The sequence below is a fragment of the Streptomyces sp. CT34 genome (assembly GCF_000805335.1).
In the GTDB taxonomy this organism is placed as follows: Bacteria; Actinomycetota; Actinomycetes; order Streptomycetales; family Streptomycetaceae; genus Streptomyces.
The window spans coordinates 3,219,245-3,242,494 of sequence record NZ_KN708638.1; the positions used below are offsets into that span (position 1 = coordinate 3,219,245).

General features: G+C 74.5%; 17 protein-coding genes. 9 read left to right on the forward strand and 8 right to left on the reverse strand.

Going from position 1 to position 23,250, the window contains the following annotated elements:
- Window positions 1-75: 75 nt before the first annotated feature.
- The 3 genes from RZ84_RS14020 to RZ84_RS14030 all read right to left on the reverse strand — a co-directional run bounded on the left by RZ84_RS14020 (window position 76) and on the right by RZ84_RS14030 (window position 6,141).
- Entirely contained in the window at window positions 76-1,671 is a 1,596-nt protein-coding gene (locus tag RZ84_RS14020; protein ID WP_043264599.1) for a DUF5719 family protein, read from the reverse strand.
- Complete coding sequence (locus RZ84_RS14025) at window positions 1,668-5,558, reverse strand: glycosyltransferase family 2 protein (RefSeq protein WP_043264600.1); 3,891 nt, start codon at window positions 5,556-5,558, stop codon at window positions 1,668-1,670. Before RZ84_RS14025 ends, RZ84_RS14020 begins: the two co-directional genes overlap by 4 nt.
- 319 nt (window positions 5,559-5,877) lie before the next feature.
- Window positions 5,878-6,141: a WhiB family transcriptional regulator gene (locus tag RZ84_RS14030; RefSeq protein WP_003983763.1), complete on the reverse strand. Its 264-nt coding sequence runs from the start codon at window positions 6,139-6,141 to the stop codon at window positions 5,878-5,880.
- Window positions 6,142-6,890: 749 nt separating this feature from the next.
- Here RZ84_RS14030 and RZ84_RS14035 point away from each other — a divergent pair.
- From RZ84_RS14035 to RZ84_RS14045, 3 genes are all read left to right on the forward strand, one after another.
- Entirely contained in the window at window positions 6,891-7,397 is a 507-nt protein-coding gene (locus RZ84_RS14035) for a cysteine dioxygenase (RefSeq protein WP_043264601.1), read from the forward strand.
- A gap of 62 nt (window positions 7,398-7,459) precedes the next feature.
- A complete protein-coding gene (gene cofD / locus RZ84_RS14040) occupies window positions 7,460-8,419 on the forward strand; it encodes a 2-phospho-L-lactate transferase (RefSeq protein ID WP_043269864.1) in 960 nt (319 codons plus the stop codon).
- Window positions 8,420-8,519: 100 nt separating this feature from the next.
- A complete protein-coding gene (locus tag RZ84_RS14045) occupies window positions 8,520-9,863 on the forward strand; it encodes a coenzyme F420-0:L-glutamate ligase (protein ID WP_043264602.1) in 1,344 nt (447 codons plus the stop codon).
- Between the two features lie 35 nt (window positions 9,864-9,898).
- Here RZ84_RS14045 and RZ84_RS14050 read toward each other — a convergent pair whose 3' ends face one another.
- From RZ84_RS14050 to RZ84_RS14060, 3 genes are all read right to left on the reverse strand, one after another.
- The gene (locus RZ84_RS14050; protein ID WP_043264603.1) at window positions 9,899-10,804 is read right to left on the reverse strand and encodes a DNA-3-methyladenine glycosylase family protein; all 906 of its coding nucleotides are present in this window, start codon (window positions 10,802-10,804) and stop codon (window positions 9,899-9,901) included.
- Window positions 10,805-10,872: 68 nt separating this feature from the next.
- Complete coding sequence (locus RZ84_RS14055; RefSeq protein ID WP_043264604.1) at window positions 10,873-11,955, reverse strand: mannose-1-phosphate guanylyltransferase; 1,083 nt, start codon at window positions 11,953-11,955, stop codon at window positions 10,873-10,875.
- A gap of 421 nt (window positions 11,956-12,376) precedes the next feature.
- Entirely contained in the window at window positions 12,377-13,741 is a 1,365-nt protein-coding gene (locus RZ84_RS14060; RefSeq protein WP_043264605.1) for a peptidoglycan recognition protein family protein, read from the reverse strand.
- A 129-nt stretch (window positions 13,742-13,870) separates the two neighbouring features.
- Between RZ84_RS14060 and RZ84_RS14065 the strand changes: the two genes are divergently transcribed.
- From RZ84_RS14065 to RZ84_RS14075, 3 genes are all read left to right on the forward strand, one after another.
- Window positions 13,871-14,629 carry a TIGR03089 family protein gene (locus tag RZ84_RS14065; RefSeq protein ID WP_043264606.1) on the forward strand — a complete coding sequence of 253 codons (759 nt, stop codon included), beginning with the start codon at window positions 13,871-13,873 and terminating at the stop codon, window positions 14,627-14,629.
- A 185-nt stretch (window positions 14,630-14,814) separates the two neighbouring features.
- Window positions 14,815-16,110 carry an LCP family protein gene (locus RZ84_RS14070; protein WP_052230481.1) on the forward strand — a complete coding sequence of 432 codons (1,296 nt, stop codon included), beginning with the start codon at window positions 14,815-14,817 and terminating at the stop codon, window positions 16,108-16,110.
- A 235-nt stretch (window positions 16,111-16,345) separates the two neighbouring features.
- Window positions 16,346-18,190, forward strand: coding sequence for an LCP family protein (locus RZ84_RS14075; RefSeq protein ID WP_043264608.1), 1,845 nt, complete (start codon window positions 16,346-16,348; stop codon window positions 18,188-18,190).
- 656 nt (window positions 18,191-18,846) lie between these two features.
- Here the strand turns inward: RZ84_RS14075 and RZ84_RS14080 are convergent.
- The gene (locus RZ84_RS14080; RefSeq protein WP_043264609.1) at window positions 18,847-19,863 is read right to left on the reverse strand and encodes a glycosyltransferase family 2 protein; all 1,017 of its coding nucleotides are present in this window, start codon (window positions 19,861-19,863) and stop codon (window positions 18,847-18,849) included.
- Between the two features lie 394 nt (window positions 19,864-20,257).
- Between RZ84_RS14080 and RZ84_RS14085 the strand changes: the two genes are divergently transcribed.
- The 3 genes from RZ84_RS14085 to RZ84_RS14095 are packed head-to-tail and all read left to right on the forward strand — an operon-like array spanning window position 20,258 to window position 22,821.
- Window positions 20,258-21,724, forward strand: coding sequence for an LCP family protein (locus RZ84_RS14085; protein ID WP_043264610.1), 1,467 nt, complete (start codon window positions 20,258-20,260; stop codon window positions 21,722-21,724).
- On the forward strand, window positions 21,721-22,173 hold the full coding sequence (locus RZ84_RS14090; RefSeq protein WP_043264611.1) for a hypothetical protein: 453 nt from the start codon (window positions 21,721-21,723) through the stop codon (window positions 22,171-22,173). Before RZ84_RS14085 ends, RZ84_RS14090 begins: the two co-directional genes overlap by 4 nt.
- 48 nt (window positions 22,174-22,221) lie before the next feature.
- On the forward strand, window positions 22,222-22,821 hold the full coding sequence (locus RZ84_RS14095; RefSeq protein ID WP_043264612.1) for a VanZ family protein: 600 nt from the start codon (window positions 22,222-22,224) through the stop codon (window positions 22,819-22,821).
- A gap of 39 nt (window positions 22,822-22,860) precedes the next feature.
- On the opposite strand, the gene RZ84_RS14100 is transcribed toward RZ84_RS14095, so the two are convergent.
- The coding region (locus RZ84_RS14100; protein WP_241777700.1) for an acyl-CoA thioesterase at window positions 22,861-23,250 on the reverse strand (390 nt) is incomplete at its 5' end.

The window sequence follows — 23,250 nt, forward strand, 5'->3', positions numbered from 1 at the left end:
GCGCACGTCGCCGGCCCGCCGCTCACTTCGATCCGCTGCTCACTTCGACCCGGTACTCACTTCGACCCGGTGTGCTCACTTCGTCAGCAGGGACAGGTCCTGGCCCGCGGCCGGCACCACCACCGAACCGCGGTCGTCCGGCAGCGGCTGGATGGTGAAGGCGGGCACCTGGCCCTGCGGCAGCGCCAGCATCCGGGATGCGTAGACGGGGCCGCTGCCCTGCTGCGGCTCGACGGTCAGCGCGTAGGAGCCCTTGAGGCCCTGCGGCTGCGGCGGCTGGACGGCGAGGGTGGTGCCGCCCTTGACCGTGTACGTCTTGGACACCGGGGTGCCGCCGCCGCTGCCGGCCGACGCGGTGACCTTGACCTTGGCGTCCTCGCCCTTCTCCGGCGCGACCAGCGACAGGGTGCTGCCCTTGGCGCGGTTGTCGGCGACCGAGCCGCGGGCCTCGATCGGCCGGGTCGCCGGGATGAAGGCCGTCTCCTGGTTGTCGCCCTTGCCGCGGACGACCTGGAGCGCCGCCGCGACCGGGGCCGCGGAGCCGCCGTCGGAGGGGGTGAGGATCAGCGAGCCGGCCTCGCCCTTGGTGACGTCCTTGAGGTCGACGGAGGTGGTCATGCCGCTCTTGACGTGCAGGGTGTTCAGCCCGGCCGGGGTGATCTGCCCGGTGGGGGTGGCCAGTTGGGCCTTCAGGTCGGCGTCCGCGTTGCCGGTGGCGACGACCACCAGACGGACGTCGGTGGCGTCGGCCGGGATGCCGGGCAGCACGGCGGTGCCGGCCGGGTCGGCGGCGGGCGGCAGCCAGTCGCCGCCGGCCTTGGCGTCGTTCGCCTGCACGGCGGCGCCGACCCGGCCGGAGCGGACGGTGACGTGCAGCGCGGCGTCGGCCGTCGGGGAACCGGTGAGGGTGGACAGCAGCACCGGGACGCTGGCGTGCGGCGGCACCGTGATGTCCCCGCCGCCACCGCCCGCCAACGGCCCGTCCTTGCCGCGCATTTCGAGGTCGACGACGGCCGGGGTCGGGTCGGGGTTGGTGAGGTGGACGTAGTCGGTGCGGCCGGAGTCGGTGCTCACGCCGGGGAACCAGAACTGGGTGTCCGGGGCGGTGCAGGTCAGCCCGAGCAGGCCGCGGCCGGCGCCGGCGGAGACGGCGGTGGTCTGCTGGACGGTCCAGCCGGGCGCCAGCGCGCCGTCCGCGGAGCCCGCCAGGGCGGGGGCGTCGGCGCTGTCGGTGGTCGCGGTGACCGGCTTGCCGGCCTCCTGGAGGGGCACCACGGGCTTGGTGTCGGGCGGCGGCACGACCTGCCCGCCGCCGGAGCCCGCGGTGCCGCCCTTCTTGGCGTCCTTGCCCTTCCCGGCGTCCTTGCCGCCCTTGCCGGCGGGGTTGCCGCTGCTGTCGGCGACGGTGCCGGCGGGCTGGAGCCGGGCGGTGCCCTTCTTGGCGTCCGCGCCGGCCGCGGCGCCGGGCGGCGTGAAGGCGGTGTAGGCGGTCTCGGCGACCTCCGAGGACGTGGGGGCCGGGCACAGCAGCGCGGAGCGCTGGACGGGCAGCCGGGTGCCGCTCTGCGGCGCCGTGCCCGCCCCGCCGCCGGGGGCCGCGACGGCGGCGACGCCGGTGGCGGCGGCCAGCGCGGCGGTCACGCCGATCAGGGACATGGTGGTGCGCTTCACTGCTGGTCGCTCCCGTCACGGCGCGGCTCGGGGTAGCCGTCGGAATACCCGGAGTACGCGGTGCCGTCGTCGTAGGGCTGCTGGGGCTGCTGCGGCTGATGGGCGTCGGTGCCGTACGGCTGCTGGGGCTGATGGGCGTCCGTGCCGTACGGCTGCTGCTGGACGCCGTAGCCGTACGGGTCGTAGCCGCCCGCCTGGTAGGGGTCGGCCGGGTAGCCGCCGGCCTGGTACGGGTCCGGCGCGTAGGGCTGCCCGCCGTACTGGCCGGCCTGGTACGGGTCGTCGACCGGGGCGTACTGCTGCTGGTCGGCGGGGTGTCCGGGGGCGGCGGGCGGGACCTGCTCGGCGGCGACCTGCCAGTCCTCGTAGGAGGGCTGCTGGGGGACGGCGGCATACGGATCCGCCGCGTACGGGTCGGCCGCGTACGGGTCGACGGGCTGCGCGGGGTCCGGGCCGGGGGCCGGCACGGGGGCGGCCGTCGGGTCAGCGGGGACCTCCTCGCCGGTCCCGGCGGCCGGATCGGCCGCCCCGTCCGCCGCCACTGCCGCACCCGCCGCGGCGCCCGCCGCCTCGGCCTGGGCGCGCAGCCGGCGGGCCCGGCGGCCCTCGCCGGCGGCCGGCGCCGCGGCGACGGCGGCGGCATCGGTGTCCTGGGGAAGGTCGTCGTCGACCTCCCGGCGGCGGCCCGGCAGCGCCATCACCACCAGGACGAGGGCGAGCAGGCCCTGGGCCCACAGCCAGAGGGTGCGGCCCAGCGGGTTGTCGTGGGTGAGGTCGAGCCGGCCGCCGTCGGACGGGAGTTGGAAGCCCTGGGCCCAGCCGTCGACGGTGACGGGCTTGAGGGCGGTGCCGTTGAGGCTGGCCTGCCAGCCGTCGTCGGCGGCGTCCGCGATGCGCAGGATCCGGCCGGCGGCGCCGGCGGGCACCTTCGTGGTGTGCGCGTCGACGGGCCCGGCCGGTACGGGCACCGGCGCCACGGCGTCGCCGGCGGCGGTGCCCTCCTTGGTCTGGCCCGGCACGATCGAGATCCGGGAGACCCGGCGGTCGATCCGCCACAGGGCGCTGCCGTCGTCCTGGCTGAGCCGGGTCAGGCCCGGGGTGGCGTCCAGGACGCGGCCCATCGCGCGCGAGGCGCCCTTGCGGACCAGGACGTAGCGGACCGCGTAGCCGCCGAGCTGGTCGGTCTGGTCGGCGCCGGAGCCGGCCACGAGGTGGGCGACGACGCTGTCGAGGCGCCGGTCCCCGCCTGCCCGGTCGGCGAGGTCGGCGTCCCCGAGCTGGGCGCCGGAGCCGCGGACCAACGAGTAGGAGACATGGCCCGCCGTCCCGTCCAGGACGAGGGTGCGGGCGCGGTCGAAGGTGCTGGACTCCTCGGCGACGAACGCCGGGACCTGCGTGGGGTCGCGCCGCTGGAGCGGGCCGGCGGCACCGGTGATCATCCAGCTGGCCGCGGCGTAGAGGGGGGCGACGGCGGACGCCAGCGCGATCAGGACGGCCACCGGCTGCTTCCAGCCGAAGCCGAGGGCGGCCATACGGGTGCGGACGCCCTCGGCGCCCACCGCAGCCGCACACAGCAGCGCCAGCCCGTAGACCAGCATCGCCGGCCCGGTCCAGCCCGAGGCGTTGCCGAGCGCGGCGAGCAGCAGCGCGGTCAGCGCCACCGCCCAGGCGGCGCGGATCGCGGTCTGCCGCTCGCCGCGCAGTGTGGCGGCGAGCGCGGCCAGGACGATGCCGATGAGCAGCAGTCCGCCGACGGCCTTGGGGCCGCCGGGGCTGAGCCCGACCAGGTCGAGCACGGAGGCGCTGCCCGCGCCGTAGTCGAGCCCGGCCTCCTGGAAGAACCGCGACGGCTGGGCGAACAGCGACAGCGACCAGGGGGCCAGCACCACCAGCGGGGCGACGGCCACGGCCAGGAAGCGCAGCGCGTACGCGGGCAGCAGCGCGCGGTTGCCGTCCAGGAAGCGCAGCACCAGCAGCCCGATGCCCAGCAGCACCGCGATCGGCCAGACGATCGGGGTGAAGGCGGTCGTGAAGGTGACCAGCAGCGCGTAGGCCCAGGCGGCGCGCCAGCCGGGGCGGGTGCCGGTGGCCAGCCGCAGTCCGCTCGCGGCGACGGCGGCGCGTGCCATCAGGGGCAGCAGGACGGCCAGCACGGCGGTGCCCAGCCGGCCGCCGGCGAGCGCGCCGGTGGCGGCGGGCAGGAAGGCGTAGGCGATGCTGCCCCAGGCCCGCAGCAGCCGGGAGGCGACCAGCGGGCGGGAGGCGAAGTACGCGGCCAGGCCGGCCAGCGGCACGGAGCAGACCAGCAGCAGGGTGAGGGTGAATCCGGTGCTGCCGAAGAAGAGCGTGGAGACCACGGCGAGCACGGCCAGGTAGGGCGGCGCGGCGGCGGTGTCGCCGACGCCGACCGGGTGCCAGCTGTCGACGTACGACGACCACAGGGCGCCCAGGCTCCCGGGCGCCGGCAGCAGTGCGCCACCGGACAGCGCACCGGTGCCCAGCAGCCCGCGGCAGGCGATCAGGGAGACGACCAGCAGGACGAGGAAGAGCACCGGCGCGGGCCGGCGGGCGATCCGCTTGAGCCGGGCGAACTGCTCGATCTCCAGGTAGTCGGCGTCGTCGCCGCCGGGCCCGGACTCCACGGCGCCGTGCCGGCCGGCCGAGGCCACGTCGGGGGCGGCGCGCCCGGCGAGGTTGCCGGCGACCTGTTCGACGGTGGCGCGGACGGTGGCGCCGGGCGGCGGGAACAGTGTCCGCAGCTCCTTGGCGTCCACCGCCGGCCGGCCGCGGCGCTTGCGCGCGGCGAGGATCTTGCCGGGCCGCAGCAGGGTTCCGAAGAGCCCGGCGAGTTCGTCCAGCGCCTGGCCGGGGACCTTGCCGACGAGGTAGGCGACGACCCGCAGGAAGGTGCCGAGCAGCAGCCGCACCAGGGTGTACGGGAGCAGGGCGCCGCGGGTGTTGGTGAGCAGCGTGTAGACCGCGCCGGCCTTGTCGACGCGGTGCGGGTTGGCGACATGGCGGCCGACGCAGTCGATGGGGCGGCGCTCGCGGGCGGCGGCCTCGGCGTGCCGCAGGACGGCGTCCGGGGCGACGAGGACCTGGTGGCCGGCGGCCTGGGCGCGCCAGCACAGGTCGACGTCGTCGCGCATCAGCGGCAGCCGGCGGTCGAAGCCGCCCAGCTGCTCGTAGACGTCGCGGCGGATGAGCATGCCGGCGGTGGAGACGGACAGTACGGGCCGGATCTGGTCGTGCTGGCCCTGGTCCTGTTCCCGGCGGTCCAGGCCGGTCCAACGCCGGCCGCTGCGCGCGATGCTGACGCCGGCCTCCAGCAGCTGTCGGCGGTCGTACCAGCTGCGCAGCTTGGGTCCGACGACGGCGGTGGAGGGGCTGGCGTCGGCGACCCGGAGCAGTTCGGCGAGCGCGTCCGGCTCGGGCGCGCAGTCGTCGTGCAGCAGCCACAGCCACTGGACCGGCTCCCCGTGCGGGAGTTCCGGCATGTCGTACGCCTCGTCGCGCCAGGTGCGGCTGACCGGGTCCCAGCCGCTGGGTCGGCGCAGATACGGCAGGTCGTCGGGGCCGAGGACGGGGGCGGTGCGGACGGCCTCGTCGACGGCGGTGCCGAAGCCGGAGCGCCGGGCGAGGTGCAGCACGCGTTCGTCGCCGATGGCCTCCGTGAGCAGCCGGGCGGAGTTGTCCGCGCTGCCGGTGTCGGCGCCGATGACGTTCTGCACCGGGCGCTCCTGGCCGAGCAGCCCGGCGAGCGCGCCGGGCAGCCAGCGCTCACCGTCATGGGAGACGATCACCGCGGTGACGACGTGCCGGGGGAACTCTGGAGTGGCGGCTGCGTGTGAGGCGGCCTGGGCCGCCGGCTGGCTGTGCACGGACATCGAGGTACGGGCCCTCCGGACCCGGGAGTCCGGGGCCCACGGCGAAGTCGCTCAAGGCCCCCGCCCCCGGAAGACACTGCGACGGACTACGAGGGACACGCGCACCCCGCGCCGGGGGCGATGGCGTGTCTCGGACGGGCCCCCACACTAATGCTTCGCGACGCGCCACCGACCGGCTCCGTGCACAGCAGACCGCCTCCGGCGAACAGAGCGCTGGAGGCGGTGGGTTCGGTATAGGGGGATATGGGGAGTTGGGGTGGTGCGGCGGTGTGGTCGGCACGGCCGCGTGCTGCGGGTCGGGCGGGCTGGCCTGTCATGGTCAGACGGCGGCCTTCTTGAGTCGGCGCCGCTCGCGTTCGGACAGACCGCCCCAGATACCGAAGCGCTCGTCGTTGGCGAGGGCATACTCCAGGCACTCGGACCGGACTTCGCACGCGAGGCAGACCTTCTTGGCCTCGCGGGTGGAGCCACCCTTCTCCGGGAAGAAGGACTCGGGGTCGGTCTGGGCGCACAGTGCGCGCTCCTGCCAGCCGAGCTCCTCGTCCGCCTCCTCGACCAGCAATTCCTGGAACAGCTCGGTCATGTGCGCCCCTCGTCTGTCTTTACGTCCCCGTGATCAAGCCGTGATCGATTTCGGCTGAACGACACGAGTGAAATTACAAGTGTGCTGATCCGGGCCAGTCAAGCCGAGATCTGCTATTGGGCCTCTTATTCACTCTGCGGAACCAAGCGTATGCGGAAAGTGTTCAAATCATCCAAAACCAGGACACTTCCCCGGACCGCGCCACCCGTGGTACCCGCGGATTCCTCTCGGCACCCCTTCGGCACCTCCCGGCACTTCTCACGCACTGAGACGCCGGCGGACCGCACATCCGTTGCATCCGGTACGGCGAAGCGGGAAAGATCACAGCGGGGTCACAGGTCCGCAACGGCGTTGGGGGGCGCGACTGATGGGCGACCTCTCCTCGCGGTGGGCTGCACAAACCTTTCTCCGGACGCGGTAACCGGATGAGGTGAATGCGTCCCGGCGAGTCCCGCCTCCGGTTGACAGCGCGCCGCCGCCCCGTGTCTCCTTGTCCGCATGCCAGCGACCGCCGCGCCCCGCCTGACCCGTTCCTACGGGTCGCGCTGCGCTGCGCAGGCCCGCTGTCGCTGTTCCAGCTGTCGTAGCCACTGAGCTCCAGCCGCCGCTCGCACCACCCCGCAGCACCCGCGCTTCGCCGCGACCACCGCGCCGCGCCCCCACGAGGAACAGCCCGCGCCGTGCCGCACTCCCCCGCCGGGCGGATCCCCGCCACCCCACCAGCATTTCCGCCGAGGAACCCGGAACCCATGAACAGCGACGTCCAGATCGCCGGCGACCCGCTCGCCGTCCCGCACCTGCTGCCGCCCGTCCCCGCCCACCCCGCCACCGTCGCCGGCTTCGCGGGGCTGGCCCGCTCGATCGCCGCCGACCGCGCATCCTGGGCGCCGCTCGTCCGGTTCGACGCCACCACCCGCTGGTACCACCGGCTGCGCCGCGGGCCCGGCTACGAGGTGTGGCTGCTGAGCTGGGTGCCCGGCCAGGGCAGCGGCCGGCACGACCACGGGCCGTCCTCCGGTGTACTGACCGTCCTGGAAGGCGAGTTGACCGAGCACGGCCCGGGCCGGACGCGCACGCTGGCGGCGGGGGTGCAGCAGGTCTTCGCCCCGGGGTACGTCCACGAGGTCGTCAACGACGCGCTGGCGCCCGCCGTCAGCCTGCACGTGTACTTCCCCGGCCTGACCGAGATGCCGATGCACGGCGGGTCGCACAGCGCCCGGTGCGCGGCCCCCGCCCGGGAGACCGCGGCGCCCTGACCCGCCCCCTCATGGCCACCGCCCCTCATGGCCGCGGCATCCGGGCTGACACACTTACCGGCATGCGCATTGTGGTTCTGGCCGGCGGTATCGGCGGCGCCCGCTTCCTGCGGGGACTGAAGGCAGCGGCTCCGGACGCGGACATCACCGTCATCGGCAACACCGGCGACGACATCCATCTGTTCGGGCTCAAGGTGTGTCCCGACCTCGACACCGTGATGTACACGCTCGGCGGCGGCATCAACGAGGAGCAGGGCTGGGGCCGCGCCGACGAGACCTTCCGGGTCAAGGAGGAGCTGGCCGCGTACGGCGTCGGGCCCGAGTGGTTCGGGCTGGGCGACCGGGACTTCGCCACCCACATCGTGCGGACGCAGATGCTGGGCGCCGGCTATCCGCTCAGCGCCGTCACCGAGGCGCTCTGCGACCGCTGGCAGCCCGGGGTGCGGCTGCTGCCGATGTCCGACGACCGGGTCGAGACGCACGTGGCGATCGAGGACGAGAACGGCGAGCGCAGGGCGGTCCACTTCCAGGAGTACTGGGTGCGGATGCGGGCCTCGGTGCCGGCGCACGCCGTGGTGCCGGTCGGCGCCGACCAGGCCAAGCCGGCGCCGGGCGTGCTGGAGGCCCTCGCGGCGGCGGACGTGATCCTCTTCCCGCCGTCCAACCCGGTGGTGAGCATCGGCACGATCCTGGCCGTACCGGGCATCCGGGAGGCCGTCGCGCAGGCCACGGCGCCGGTGGTCGGGCTGTCCCCGATCGTCGGGGACGCACCGGTGCGCGGGATGGCGGACAAGGTGCTGGCCGCGGTGGGCGTCGAGGCCACCGCCGCGGCGGTGGCCCTGCACTACGGGGCCGGGCTGCTGGACGGCTGGCTGGTGGACAGCGTGGACGCGGACGCGGTGGACGAGGTCTCGGCGGCGGGGATCCGCTGCCGGGCCGTACCGCTGATGATGACGGACGTGGACGCCACGGCCGCGATGGTGCGCGAGGCGCTGGCGCTGGCCGAGGAGGTACGGGCATGAGCGAGCGCGGCATGGGGGTCCCTCCGGCCGGAGGCTCGGGGAGAATCCTGGAAAGGTGCCGGCCCCGCGCATGCGGGGCCGGGCGAAGCGAGGTCCCGGCATGAGCGGGACCGGGGAGGCGCCCGGGTACCGGGTGTGGGCGCTGCCGGGGATGCCGGAGGTGCGGCCCGGCGACGACCTCGTCAAGCTGATCGCCGCCGCGGCGAGCGGTACTGGGGCATCCCAACTGGCCGACGGGGACGTCCTGTTGGTGACCTCGAAGATCGTCAGCAAGGCGGAGGGGCGGATCGTCGAGGCGGCGGACCGCGAGGCGGCCATCGACGCCGAGACGGCGCGCGTGGTGGCGCGCCGCGGCACACTGCGGATCGTGGAGAACCGGCAGGGCCTGGTGATGGCCGCGGCCGGCGTGGACGCCTCCAACACCCCTGCCGGGACGGTGCTGTTGCTGCCCGAGGACCCGGACGCGTCGGCGCGCGCCCTGCGGACCGGGCTGCGCGAGGCGCTCGGCGTCGACGTCGGGGTGGTCATCAGCGACACCTTCGGGCGGCCGTGGCGCAGTGGCGTCACCGACGTCGCCATCGGGGCGGCCGGGGTGCGGGTGCTGGACGACCTGCGCGGCGGCACGGACGCGTACGGCAACCCGCTCAGCGCCACCATCGTGGCCACCGCCGACGAACTGGCCGCGGCCGGCGACCTGGTGAAGGGCAAGGCGGCCGGGCTGCCGGTCGCGGTGGTGCGCGGGCTGCCGCACGTCGTGGCGGCGGCCGGCGGCCCGGACGGCGCCGGCGACGGGGCGCGCGCGCTGGTGCGCCGCGCCGCGGACGACATGTTCCGGCTGGGCACCTCGGAGGCCGTACGGGAAGCCGTGACGCTGCGGCGCACGGTCCGGGAGTTCGCCGACGATCCGGTGGATCCGGAGGCGGTCCGGCGCGCGGTGGCGGCGGCGGTCACCGCGCCGGCGCCGCACCACACGGCTCCCTGGCGGTTCGTGCTGCTGGAGTCGGCCCGGTCGCGGACCCGGCTGCTGGACGCGATGCGGGACGCCTGGGAGGCCGACCTGCGCGCCGACGGCAGGTCGGAGGAGTCCATCGCCCGGCGGGTGCGGCGCGGCGACGTGCTGCGCAACGCCCCGTACCTGGCGGTGCCGTGCATGGTCCTGGACGGCGCGCACGCCTACCCGGACGCGCGCCGGAGCGCCGCCGAGCGCGAGATGTTCGTCGTCGCCCACGGCGCCGGCATCCAGAACTTCCTGGTCGCGCTGGCCGGCGAGCGCCTGGGGTCGGCCTGGATCTCGTCGACGATGTTCTGCCGGGACGTCGTGCGGGACGTACTCGACCTGCCGGCGGACTGGGAACCGATGGGCGCGGTGGCCATCGGCCACCCCGCGGGCCCCCCGAAACGGCGACCGGCCCGCGACGCGGGGGACTTCGTGACGGTGCGCTGACGTACCGGGGGGTGCCTGGTGGCGCCCCCGTCGCGTCACAGCCGGGCGATGTCCCCGACCGGGAAGCGCGGGGCGCGGCGCGGCGGGATCCGACCGGAGAGCAGGATGAGGCGGGCCGCGCGGTGCCGCTGGCCCTCGTAGGGCGCGAGGAGCTCGAGCATCTCCTCGTCGGTCGTGCCGCGGCGGCCGGTGAGGGCATAGCCGATGATCTTCGGCAGGTGGAGGTCGCCGACGGTGATCGCGTCGGGCGCGCCGAGGGTGCGCTGGAGCGTTTCGGCCGCCGTCCAGGGGCCGATGCCCGGTATCGCGGTCAGCCGGCGGGTGGCGTCCGCGAGGTCCATCCGCGCCGCCTCCTCCATCCGGCCGGCGACCCGCACGGCGCGCAGGATCGCGGACGAGCGCTTGGCGTCGACGCCCGCGCGGTGCCACTCCCACGAGGGGATCAGCGCCCAGCCGCGCGGCTCGGGCATCACCCGCAGCCGGTCCCAGGGGCCGGGCGCGGGGGTGCCGTGGCGCAGGAGCAGCAGCCGCCAGGCGCGGTACGCCTCGTCGCTGGTGACCTTCTGCTCCAGGACCGAGGGGATCAGCGACTCCAGGACCAGGCCGGTGCGGGCGAGCCGGACGCCGGGGTGCCGGCGGCGCGCCTCGTGGACGACGCGGTGCCGGGCGGTCAGCGCCGCCGGGTCGTCGGACTCCCCCAGCAGGCCGGGCAGGTGCTCCAGCAGCCAGTCCGCGCCGGGTCCCCAGGCCGTCGCCGCCACCCGGCCGTCCGCCGGGCGGGCCTCGACGCGGAGCGTGCCGGGCCCTTCGGGCGTGCGGCAGGCCCGCCAGATCTCGCCGCCGCGGACCGCGAACGCCGGGTCGCCCGGGCCTCGCCGCAGTACACCGAGGGTGCGGTGCAGGTCGTAGGGGCCGGGCGGGACCCAGGCGCGAGCGGGCATGCGGCCAGATTAGGCGATGCGACCGGCCGCTCCGCCCGGTCCGTCACTGGTCCGAGGAGACCGGTCCGTCACTGGTCCGAGGAGAAGCGCACCGTGCCGGGCGGGAGGGTCGCGCCGCACCAGAGGCGGATGCCCGAGCGCAGTTCGTTGTCGGCGCCGATGACCGCGCCGTCGCCGATGACCGCGCCGTCCAGGACGGTGCGGGCGCCGATGCGGGCGCCGGCGCCGATCAGCGAGTCGCGGACCCGGGCGCCCGGTTCGATGACCGCGCCGTCCAGAACGGTGCTGCCGTCGACCTCGGCGCCGGCGCCGACGCGGGCGGTCCGGCCGACGACGGTGCCGCCGGTGAGCTTGGCGTCCGCGGCGACCTCGGCGGTCTCCAGCACCAGGCGGTCGCCGCAGCGGCCCGGGACGGCGGGGGACGGGGCGCGGCCCAGGACCAGGTCGGCGGAGCCGCGGACGAACGCCTGCGGGGTGCCGAGGTCGAGCCAGTAGGTGGAGTCGACCATGCCCTGGAGGTGGGCGCCGTCGGCGAGCAGGCCGGGGAAGGTCTCGCGTTCGACGGAGACCGGGCGGCCGGCCGGGATGGCGTCGATGACCGACCGGTTGAAGACGTAGGCGCCGGCGTTGATCTGGTCGGTGACGATCTCCTCGGGGGTCTGCGGCTTCTCCAGGAAGGCGGTGACCCGGCCGGTGTCGTCGGTGGGCACCAGGCCGAAGGCGCGCGGGTCCTCGACCCGGGTGAGGTGCAGGGAGACGTCGGCGCCGCTGGTGCGGTGGGTGTCGACCAGGGCGCGGATGTCCAGGCCGGTGAGGATGTCCCCGTTGAAGATCAGTACCGGGTCGCCGGGCGCCGAGCGCAGCCGGGAGGCGACGTTGCGGATGGCGCCGCCGGTGCCCAGCGGTTCCTTCTCGGTCACGTACTCCAGGTGCAGGCCGAGCGCGGAGCCGTCGCCGAAGTACGGCTCGAAGACCTCGGCGAGGTAGGAGGTGGCGAGGACGATGTGCTCGACGCCGGCGGCGCGGGCGCGGGCCAGCTGGTGGGTGAGGAACGGCACACCGGCCGCCGGCACCATGGGTTTGGGGGTGTGCACCGTCAGCGGGCGCAGCCGGGTGCCCTTGCCACCGACCAGGAGGATCGCTTCAGTCAATGTGTCCTCTGTTCGCTTCTCCGCCCCCGCAGCGCAGCGGTGCGGCTCTCGTCGTCGACCGCGGCCCGGCGGCTGCGCGTACGACGCTCACGGGTGTCCTCTGTTCGCTTCTCCGCCCGCGCAGCGCAGCGGTGCGGCTCTCGTCGTCGACCGCGGCCCGGCGGCTACGCGTACGACGCTCACGGGTGGTCTCTGCTTCCTGCTGGGGTCGGCCGGTCGGCGGACCAGTGTAGGCAGACGGTTTTCGGGTCGTCCGCGGCGGGCGGCCGGGACGGTTCCGGGGCCGGTGGCCCCGGCCGTCGTGGTCCGTAGGACGCGTCGCGAACAGGATCGGTTCAGTGGGTCCGGTGAACGCTGGATGGCAGGCGGGTGACGTCTTGCCAGGTGTCCGGAGTGCCGGATTCCGGGCGGGTGATGCAGGTCAACGGCCCTGGAGGCGGGCCGCCTCCAGCCGGACCTCGGGCAGTTCGGCGTAGAGGCGGGCGCCGGGGCAGGCGGTCTTGAAGCCGTCGCGGTGGCCGGAGATGACGTGCTGCCGGACGACCCGGCCCTTGCGGTAGAGGTTGCCGCCGGTGGAGGTCATCGGGACCCGGGCGCGCGGGTCGAGGCCGTACAGGCCGAGCTTCCAGGCGGTCAGCCGGGCGAGGGCCTCGACGGCGGCTCTGCTGGGGGCGGTCCGGCCGAAGGAGCCGAGCAGCGCGATGCCGGTGCTGTCGTTGTTGAAGCCGAGGGTGTGTGCGCCCATGACCGCGCGGGCGACGCCGCCGGCCCGGCCCTCGTAGACGGTGCCGCACTTGTCGATCAGGAAGTTGTAGCCGATGTCCCGCCAGTGGCTGCTCCTGACGTGGTAGCGGTAGAGGCCGCGGATGACCGAAGGGGCTTGTGCGCAGCTGTAGTTGTTGCCGGTGGCGCTGTGGTGGACGAACGCGGCGCGGACGGTGTGGGTGTAGACGAAGCGGGTCTCGCGCAACCGCTCGTCGGCGCCCCAGCCGGCCCGGGTGACGATGCGCGGGCGGGCACCGAGGTGGGCGGCGGTGGGCTTCTTGCCGCCGGCGGCCTCGATGTCGGCCTGGGAGGCTGCCCGGTCCTGGGCCGGGATCTCGGTGGCGCCGAGCGGCGCCAGTTTGGCGTTGGCGGCGGAGCTGGCGGCGGCCTTGGAGCCGGTCGGCGGGCCGCCGCGTGCGGAGCGCGGTTCCGGGCCCGGGTCGACGAGTTCCAGGCGCAGTCCGCGCGGCAGCAGGGCGGAGCTGCGGTTGCCACCGAGAGGGGTGACGCGCAGCTGGACGGCGTCGCTGACGCCGACCCACAGGGGTGCCGTGCTGCCGCGTACCCGGCCGCCGGCGCCTTCCGCGGCGCCCGGGTCGGGGGCGTCGTCGCTCTCGGCGGGGAGGTCCTGCCAGCCGGTCCAGCGGCCGGACCCGAGGGGGCGGGTGCGGACCTGGGGGTGGCCGGGGAGGGCGCTGCGGATGTCGTCCCAGACGACGCCGACGAGCGCGAAGGGCCGTACCGTGCGGGCCGGCAGCGTGCGGGTCCCGGTGGCGGGCGGCTGGGCTGCGCTCCGTGCGGCGGCGCCGGGTGCGGCCGGGCCGAGGGCGTCGAGCGGGAGGGACTGGGTGGCGCCCGGCAGGTCGCCGGCGCCCGGGGTGCGGTGGCCGGCGGCGGGGTCCTCGCGTTTCCCTGAGCTCCCGGGGTGGGCCGGCGCGGGGCGCGCGGCGGCTCCGGCTGCGAGGGGCACGGCGAAGGCGGCGCCGAGGCAGAGCACGAGGAACACGAAGAAAGGACGCATGGGAAAAATCCTGGGCATGCCCGACGGGAACCCGCCAACGCGGAACTGACGGGGCATCGGCCGATCCGGTGGCCGGTCCGCGCCGTACCCGACGCCCCGTCAGCCGTCGCCGCGCGTACTCTGGCCGCGATGAACGCCACCGATCGCACCCCCGCCGACCTGCTGGGTTCCGCGCTGGCCGCGGACCCGGCCCGCCCGCTGCTGACCTTCTACGACGACGCCACCGGCGAGCGCGTGGAACTGTCCGTCGCGACCTTCGCCAATTGGGTGGCGAAGACCGCCAACTACCTCCAGGGAGACCTGGCCGCCGAACCCGGCGACCGGCTCGCGCTGCTGCTGCCCGCCCACTGGCAGACCGCCGTGTGGCTGCTGGCCTGCTCGTCGGTGGGCGTGGTGGCGGAGGTGGGCGGCGATCCGGCCGCGGCCGACCTCGTCGTCAGCGGCCCGGACACGCTGGACGCGGCGCGCGCCTGTTCCGGGGAGCGGGTGGCGCTGGCGCTGCGTCCGCTGGGCGGCCGGTTCCCGCAGCCGCCGGCGGGCTTCGCGGACTACGCCGTCGAAGTGCCGGGGCAGGGCGACCGGTTCGCGCCGTTCGCTCCGGTGGACCCGGGTGCGCCGGCGCTGGTGGTCGGCGGCGAGGAGCTGACCGGTGCGGGCATCGGGGCACGGGCGCTGGCCGATGCGCGGGACGCCGGGATGCCGGCCGCGCCCCGGGTGCTGTCGGGGCTGCCGTACGACAGCTGGCGGGGCCTGTCGTACGGGCTGTACGCGCCGCTGGCGGCGGGGGGTTCCGTGGTGCTGTGCCGCCATCTGGAGCAGCTGGGCGCGGAGGGCGCCGCCACCCGCGAGTCGGCCGAGAAGGTCAGCTTCACGGCGCCGCTCTCCTGAGGCGCGCTCCCCCGTCCGGCGGACCCGGAATCCCGCCGGACGGGCCGGTCCGCCCGCCGGGGTCCATGCTCGGTGTACGTACGCCCCGTGCGTACGACCACCCTGTACGGGGTCCGGCGGCCTCCCTCCGGCGGCGGCCCCCGTGCGCGGCGGCGCCGCCGACTCCGTGAGGGATGGACGCACACGTGACCGAGAGCCCAGGGCCCCCTTCCGACCGCCGGCGCCCGTCCGGCGGCGGTGCGCCGAGGGCCGCGGGCCCCGGCCGGCCGCCGCGCTTCGCGGGCTGGCCCGAGCGCCGGACCGGGCTGCTGGCGACGGACCGTCCGGGCCCGCCGCGCACTCCGCCGCCGCCCCACCGCCGCTGGCTGCGGGCGGCGGCGTTCGCGCTGACCGTCGCGGTACTGGCGTCGGCGGGTCTGGGCTGGGCCGTCTACACGCGGCTGGACGGCAATATCCGGTCCGACAGCGCCACCGAGCGCGAGCTGGAGAAGTACGAGTCGGAGCGGCCTCCGGCGGGCCCGAAGGGCGCGCAGAACATCCTGCTGATCGGCTCCGACAACCGCGGCGGCGGCAACGGGGAGTACGGGGTGGACAGCGGCACCCAGCGCTCGGACACCACGATCCTGCTGCATCTGGCGGCGAACCGGAAGAGCGCGACGGCGGTCAGCATCCCGCGCGATCTGATGGTGCGGGTGCCGCACTGCCGGCGCTCCGACGGGACCGAGACGCCGCCGCAGACGGTGCAGTTCAACTGGGCGTTCGCGTTCGCCGGGGCGGGCTGCACGATCCGTACGGTGGAGGCGATGACCCGCATCCGCGTCGACCACTACGTCATCGTGGACTTCACCGGCTTCAAGACCATGGTGGACGCGGTGCACGGGGTCGAGGTGTGCCTGCCGCACCCCATCAAGGACGACGAGGCGCGCGTTGCGCTGCCGGCGGGCCGCCAGATGCTGTACGGGGAGGCCGCGCTCGGTTTCGTGCGGGCCCGTAAGAGCCTGGGCGACGGCAGCGACACCCAGCGGATGGAGCGCCAACAGCACTTCCTGGGCGCGCTGGTGAAGAAAGTGCAGAGTAATGGCGTACTGCTCAATCCGATGCGGCTGTATCCGGTGATGGATGCCGCGACGAGTTCGCTGACGACGGACTCGGGACTGGCCTCGCTCCGGGGTCTGTACGAATTGGTCCGCAGTATGCGCAGCATTCCCACCGCCCATGTGCAGTTTCTGACCGTGCCGCAGACCGCGTACCGCTACGACACCAATCGCGATGAGCTCGTGGAGCCGGACGCGGGCCGGCTCTTCGGGCAGTTGCGCGCCGACCGTCCGGTGGCGGTGGCGCCGCCGCGGACCGCGGAGGCGTCGGACGGCAAGGCCGGCGGCGGGCCGGGAAAGCCGGCGCCCGCCGGGAGGTCGGCGCCCGCCGAGGGCTCCGTGCCGACCTTTCCGGGGAGCACGGCGGAACACGGTATCTGCCAATAGAAAACGCCGGATCGCGGACCGGGCGGGGCGAAGATATCGGGCGGATTGCCCAGTTGTAGGGAAGCGGAATTTGTCACGGGCGTCGTTTGGAGCTGAACTGGGCGGATAGTGTGAGCGATCCGGTCCGCCCGGCGGCGGGCCGATGACCAAGTACCGAACCACGTAAACGCACATCGACCGACCGAGCGCCTTGAGGAATGGCGCCGCGTGGTACCGACGGAGGATTCAGGGCACCGTGGACGCGCAAGGCCGTGGGCAGGCGGACGACCACAACGTCGACCCCGCCGATCAGTGGGTGTTCGATCCGAGCACCGGCAATTACGAGCTGCGGCTTGACCCGGCAGGTCAGGCCCCCGCTCGGCCCTCCGACCGCGAGGCGCCCGGCAGACGTGCCCCGGGGAATCCCGCCGGCGGCGACACCGACACCCGCCCGCTGCCGACCCAGCGCGCGGGGCGGAGGCCGGATGCCGCGGCCGATGGCGCCGGTACCGGTCCCGGTGCCGACGGTGCCACCGCGGACGGCGAGGGCGCGGACGGCGCCGGCCCGGACGCGGCTGCCGCCGGCGGCCGGGCGGCGCGCCGGGCCGGTGGCCGGGCGGCGACGGCGGCGGGCCCGGCCGGCCGCCGTAAACGCAAACCGGAGAAGTCCGGGAAGAAGCGGGCGCTGCACTGGACGGCCGGTGTGGTGGGCTTCGTCCTGGTCGCCGGCTGCGGTGTCGCGTACTTCGTCTACCAGCAGCTGGACGGCAACATCTCCAAGGTCGACGTCGGCGAGGAGAACTCCGCGGTCACCGACGGCCCGGTCAATCTCCTCATCATCGGCACCGACGCCCGGGACGGGAAGAAGGGCAACGAGGGGTACGGCGACGACGGCAGCGTCGGGCACGCGGACACCACGATCCTGCTGCATGTGTCCAAGGACCGGTCCAACGCGACGGCGCTGAGCATCCCGCGCGACCTGGTGGCCGACATCCCTGACTGCCCGACGAAGCAGAAGGACGGTTCGACGAAGACCGTCCCCGGCGAGCACGGGGTGCGCTTCAACACCAGCCTCGGGCAGGAGGGCCGGGACCCGGGCTGCACCTGGCGCACCGTCGAGAAACTGACCGGGGTGAAGGTCAATCACTTCATGATGGCCGACTTCAACGCCGTCAAGGAGCTGTCCGACGCGGTGGACGGCGTCGAGGTGTGCGCCGGCAAGGACATCGACGACCCGAAGTCGCATCTGAAGCTGACGGCGGGCCGGCATGTCGTCAAGGGCGAGCAGGCGCTGGCGTTCGTACGCACCCGGCACTCCGTGGGCACCGGCAGCGATCTGAGCCGCATCCAGCTCCAGCAGCAGTTCATCGGGTCGCTGTTCCGCAAGCTGAAGTCCAGCGCGTTCAGCAGCCCCGGCAAGCTGCTGGACATCGCGCAGGCGGCGACCAAGGCACTGACCGTGGACACCGGCATCGGCAGCGCGAGCAAGCTGCTGGACTTCGGCAACGACCTGAAGAAGGTCGACCTGAACAAGATCACCTTCGCCACCGTGCCGGTACTCGACAACCCCCGCGACAAGGCCAGCGTCGTCCTCGACAAGGCCAAGGCCGAGCCGCTGTTCCAGATGGTGCAGCAGGACCACACGCTGTCCAAGGACGCCGCCAAGGCCAAGGGCGGTGCCAAGGCCGAGGGCGGCGCCAAGCCCGCGCCGGTCAAGAAGGCCCCGCCGGAGCGCGTCCGGGTCGATGTCACCAACGGCGGCGGGCCGTTCGGCTCGGCGCAGGAGACCGTGGACTGGCTCCAGAACACCAAGGCCGCCAAGCTCTCCACCAACGCCGGCAACGCCTCGGAGAAGCTGGCCACCACCCGTCTCGAATACGCCCCCGACCAGGCCGACCAGGCCGCCACGCTGGCCGACTGGATGGGCCTGCCGAAGAGCGCCCTGAAGCAGAGCACGCAGAACGCCGGCCCGCGGGTGCCGATGAAGCTGATCCTCGGCAAGGACTTCACCGCACCGGGCACCCCGATCGAGGCACCGACCGAGACCCCGGAGGGCGTCCAGCACGTCAACGCGGACGACAAAAACATCTGCGCGAAGTGATCCGGCGGGGCGGCCCGTTGACCGCCCGGGGGGGGCACCGCGCATATGTTGACACGGACAGTGACACGAACGACGCTGAGCGCGCCGCATGCGGCCGGGCGGGGCGGTGCCGTGCGGCAGGCGGGCGGTGCGGGACGGGCAAGGACGACGCGAAGCAAGCGGCACTGCCGAACGGGCCTGGCCTTCAACTCCCCTGGGGGAGCTGGACGTTACGCCCATAGGCGGGGCCGTCTTCCATTACGTCCGTCTTTTGGGGCGCCTCCGCCTTGGTAACTCCGGCTTGACACCTCCGCCTTTGGTACCTTCGCCTTGGCCGCCTCCCCGTTGGGCCCTTCCACTTTTGGCGCTTCCGCCTTCGGCGCCTCCACGTTGGGCGCCTCCGCGTCTTCCGCGTTGGGTGCCTCCGCCTACTTGGCGGCGCGTCCTCGGCGGCGCGTCCTCCTATTTTTTTCCTCACCGCCCACCCCCCTTCGGGGGGTGGGCGGGTGAGGACGGAGGGCAGGTACGGAACGAGCGCGGGTACGGGCGAGCGCAGGTACAGAACAAGCCAGGAACGAAAAGGGGCCGGGGGCGCACCCCCGAAGAAGCGCCAGAACAGGGCACGTTACCCCTGAAACAGGGACAGTTACCCCTGGAACACGGGCAGTTGCCTGGCCCTACGGCGTCACCACCGCCGGGCGGCGGCTGGCGATGACCTTCTTCGCGAGGGAGCGGGGGCTGGTCAGGAAGCCCACGCCCCAGGACATGTGCATGGTGGCCAGGGCGACCGGGATCTGGGCGCGGGCCTTCAGGGACAGGCCCTTGCCGGCCGGCAGCGAGCCCGCGGTGATGGCGGCCAGGTAGCCGGCGGGGATGACGAAGCCCCAGGGCGTGACCGCCGCGCCGACGACCACACCGGCCGCGATGGCGCACACCGCGGTCGGCGGGGCGAGGTAGCGCAGGTTGATCGAACCGGAGTGGTAGCGGGCGACGACGTGCCGCCACTTCCCGTAGTCCTTGTACTGCTTGGCCAGCGCCTTGATACTCGGCCGCGGCCGGTACTGGACCCTCAGCTCCGGCGAGAACCAGATCTGCCCGCCGGCCTCCCGGATCCGGAAGTTCAGCTCCCAGTCCTGGGCGCGGATGAACTCCTCGTTGTAGCCGCCCTGTTGCTCCAGCGCCTCACGCCGGAAGACCCCCAGGTACACCGTCTCGGCCGGGCCGGCCTGCCCGCCGGTGTGGAACACGGCGTTGCCCACGCCGATCTTGGAGGTCATCGCGGCGGCGACCGCGTCCTCCCAGGCGTTCTCGCCCTCGGCGTGCATGATGCCGCCCACGTTGGCCGCGCCGGTCTCCTCCAGGAGGCGTACGGCGGTGGCGATGTAGTTCGGGGAGAGCATGCCGTGGCCGTCGACGCGGACGACGATCGGGTGCCGGGACGCCTTGATCGCGGCGTTCAGCGCGGCGGGGGTGCGGCCCGTCGGGTTCGGGACGGTGTGCACCCGGGAGTCCTCGCGGACGAGTTCCGCGGCGATCTCGTCCGTACGGTCCGTGGACGGGCCGAGGGCGATCACCACCTCCATGTCGCCGGCGTACTCCTGCTCCAGGATGTGCCGGACCGAATTGCGCAGGTGACGTTCCTCGTTGAGCACCGGCATGATCACGGAGACGGCCGGGAGCTGCTGCTGGGGCATGGTTCCTCGGGGGTACGGCCCGCGGCGAGCCGCCATGGGCGGCGGCAGCGCCAGCCGGGAGACTGCGGTATTCCGCCTCACGGTACCGCGAACGGGGGACAGTCACGGACGGCAACCGGGTGGCCGGACGACAGATGCCCGGTGTGTGGGGCTTTGCGGTAGATCGTATTGGCTTACGGTTACCCGGACCGCTTCGTCCCCATCGAGATCCACCTCGCCCTCTTCGAGGTCCGCTTCGTCCTCATCGAGATCCGTTTCCTACCGTCGAGACACACCTGGTTCTCCCCACCGAGACACACCTGGTGCTCTCCCGATCCGCACCGCACCGCGCCCCGGCCGCGACGTACGCACCGGCCTCCCGCGGCCCGAACCCGTCCACCCGCGGAGGTGCCCCGTGACCGCGCCGTCCTCCTCGCCCCGCACCGCCCCCGGCCGGCGTCCGGGGCGGGAGCGCGGGTTCCTGCGCCGTCCGGTCCGGCACTGGGGGCTGCGGATCAGCGCCGTCGCGACCGCACTGCTGCTGTCCGCGAGCGGCGTCGGGCACGCGATGGTCACCGGTGTCGAGATCGGCATCGGCCGGGTGGACGCCTTCAAGGGGATGCGCAACCGGCCCCGGGGCGGCGACGGGCTGAACTTCCTGGTCGTCGGTACGGACGGACGGGACCGGCTGACCGACGCGGAGAAGCGGAGGTTCCACCTGGGCGGCGACCCCTGCCACTGCACCGACACCCTGATGCTGGTGCACCTCTCCGCGGACCGGAGCCGCGCCGGCGTCGTCAGCCTGCCGCGCGACTCGTACGCCGAGGTGCCGGCCCGGCAGGACGCCGGCGGCCGGCTCCGCCCGCGGCACGCGATCAAGCTCAACGCGGCCTACGCGGAGGGCGGCCCCGGCCTCACCGTGCAGACCGTCGAGCGGATGACGGGGGTGCGCATCGACCACTATCTGGAGCTCGACTTCGCCACCTTCATGCGGACCGTGGACGCGGTCGGCGGGGTCGAGCTCTGCACCGTGCGACCGCTCAAGGACCGCTATTCGGGCCTGAACCTGCCTGCCGGCCGGTTGCTGCTCAACGGGGGCCAGGCGCTCCAGTACGTCCGCTCGCGGCACCTCGACCCCTCGGCGGACCTGGGCCGGATGCAGCGGCAGCAGCGCTTCCTGGCGGCGCTGCTGAACCGGATCACCTCCTCCGGGGTGCTGATGAACCCGGTCCGCTTCAAGGGCGTCGCGGACGCCGTGCTCCGGTCGGTACGGGCCGACGCGGGCTTCGGCGGCCGCGAGCTGACCGACCTCGGGCAGGCGCTGCGCGGCCTGCACACGCGCTCCACGGAGTACACCTCGGTGCCGCTGAAGGGCGAGGCCGAGACGCTGCCGGGACTCGGCTCGACGGTGCGCTGGGACCCGGTGGCGGCGCCGGAGCTGTTCCGGGCGATCCGCGAGGACCGGCCGTTCACACCGGCCGCGAACCCGGCGAAGGCGAACTCCGCGTCCGTGGAGGTGCCGCCGCACCGGATCCAGGTGCGGGTCGTCGACGGCAGCGGGCGGCGCGGCACGGCCGTCGCGGTGGCCCGTGCGCTGCGCGCCACCGGCTTCGCCGCGACCGGCACGCCGGGCCGCGTCGCGCACGGTCGTCCGGTGGCGCACACGGTCATCGCGTACGACCCGCACTGGGACCGCTCGGCCCGTTCGCTGGCCGCCGCGCTGCCCGGCGCCAGGCTGCGCCCGGTGGCCGGGCGGGGGGCGGTGATGCGGGTGACGGTCGGCCGGGACTACCGGGCGGTGCGGCCGGTGCGCCCCGAGGAGCCGGACCGGGCCCCGGGCAGGCCGGGGGCGGTCACCGGCGACCGGGCGGTGTGCCCATGACCGTCCCCGCGCCCCGCCGTACCGCGCCCGGCCGGCCCCCGGACCGGCCGTACGGGCGGCGCCGGGTGGGGCACACCGCGGCCGTGGTCGCGGCGCTGTGCCTGGTCGCGGCCACCGCGGCGGCGATGCCGCCGGCGCCCGCGGCGCCCACCGGCTGCGGGGACCTGGTCCGCGGGCAGCTGTGCCTGCGCGGTCCGGTCGGCGCGACCGGCAGCTACACGGCGAGCTACCGGCGGGACGGCCCGGCGCCCGGCGAGATCGCCGTACGGCTCGGCTACCAGCGCAAGAATTCCCGGATCACCGCGTTCCCCGGCTGGTTCGGCACCGGGCGGACCCGGGGCGGCGCCCTCCGGCTGGGCGGCCGGGTGGAGATGCTGCCGGGCGAGTGCGTCCGGGGGGTCATGGAACACGCGGAGACGGTCTTCGTCACCAAGTGGAGCTGCGACTGACCCGGGGGCGCCCCGGGGTCCCGAAGTCCGGAAAGGTGCGTGCGGAGCGTGTGGCAGGTCGTCCTGAGCGTCACCCCCATCACGGTGGCGCTCTTCCTCCTCGCGGCACTGGCGCTGGCCCTCGGCCTCGCCCTCTGGTCCGCCCGCGCCCCGCACCGGCGCGCCCGGACCGCCGCGGGTGTGCTGCTGGCGGGCTGGCTGCTGCTGATGCTGGTGGTGACCCTCACCCCCACCCAGCCGATCGGGTCCGGCGACGCGACGATCTGGTGGCGTCCCGGCGAGGGGCTCCTCGACCTGGGGGCCCAGCTGGAGCCGGGCGAGGTCGAGATGCTGGTACGGCGGCAGATCGCCGACACCGCGCTGTTCGTGCCGCTGCCGCTGCTGCTGCGGTTCGCCGCACCGCGCTGGTCCGCGGCCGGGGCGTTCCTGCTCGGGGTGGGGCTGTGCGTGGCGATCGAGGCGGGGCAACTGCTGATGCGGGCCGGGCGGGTCGCGGACATCGACGATGTGCTGTGCGCGGCGGCCGGTACGGTCCTCGGCGCGGCGCTGGCGCTGCTCGCGAAGCTGCTGGCCACGGTGCTGCTCCGCCGGGCGCGGCCGGGGCGGGTGGTGCGGACCGCGGCGGCGGCAGCGCCGGAGGAGGTGTAGCCGGGGCGCCGGACCGGCGTCGGTCCGGCGGGCCGGGCGCTACGCCTCGTCGAGCCCCTCGGCGGCGCGCCGCTCGCGCAGTTCCTTGATGGCCCGGCGGCGGGCCAGCCGGTGCGTGCGGCGGATCTGCGCTTCCTGGTAGCGGCGCTTGTCGCGCTCCGTCTCGGGAATCACCGGCGGCACAGCGCGCGGCTTGCCGTGCTCGTCGACGGCGGCGAAGACGAGGTAGGCGGAGCCGACCTGCTGGGCGGGGCTGGATTCGTTCCAGCGCTCGGCCAGGACGCGGACGCCGACCTCCATGGAGGACCGGCCGGTCCAGTTCACCTGGGCCTTGACGTGGACGAGGTCGCCGACCCGGACTGGTTCGAGGAAGGCCATCTCGTCCATCGACGCCGTCACCGCGGGGCCGCCGGAGTGGCGGGCGGCCCC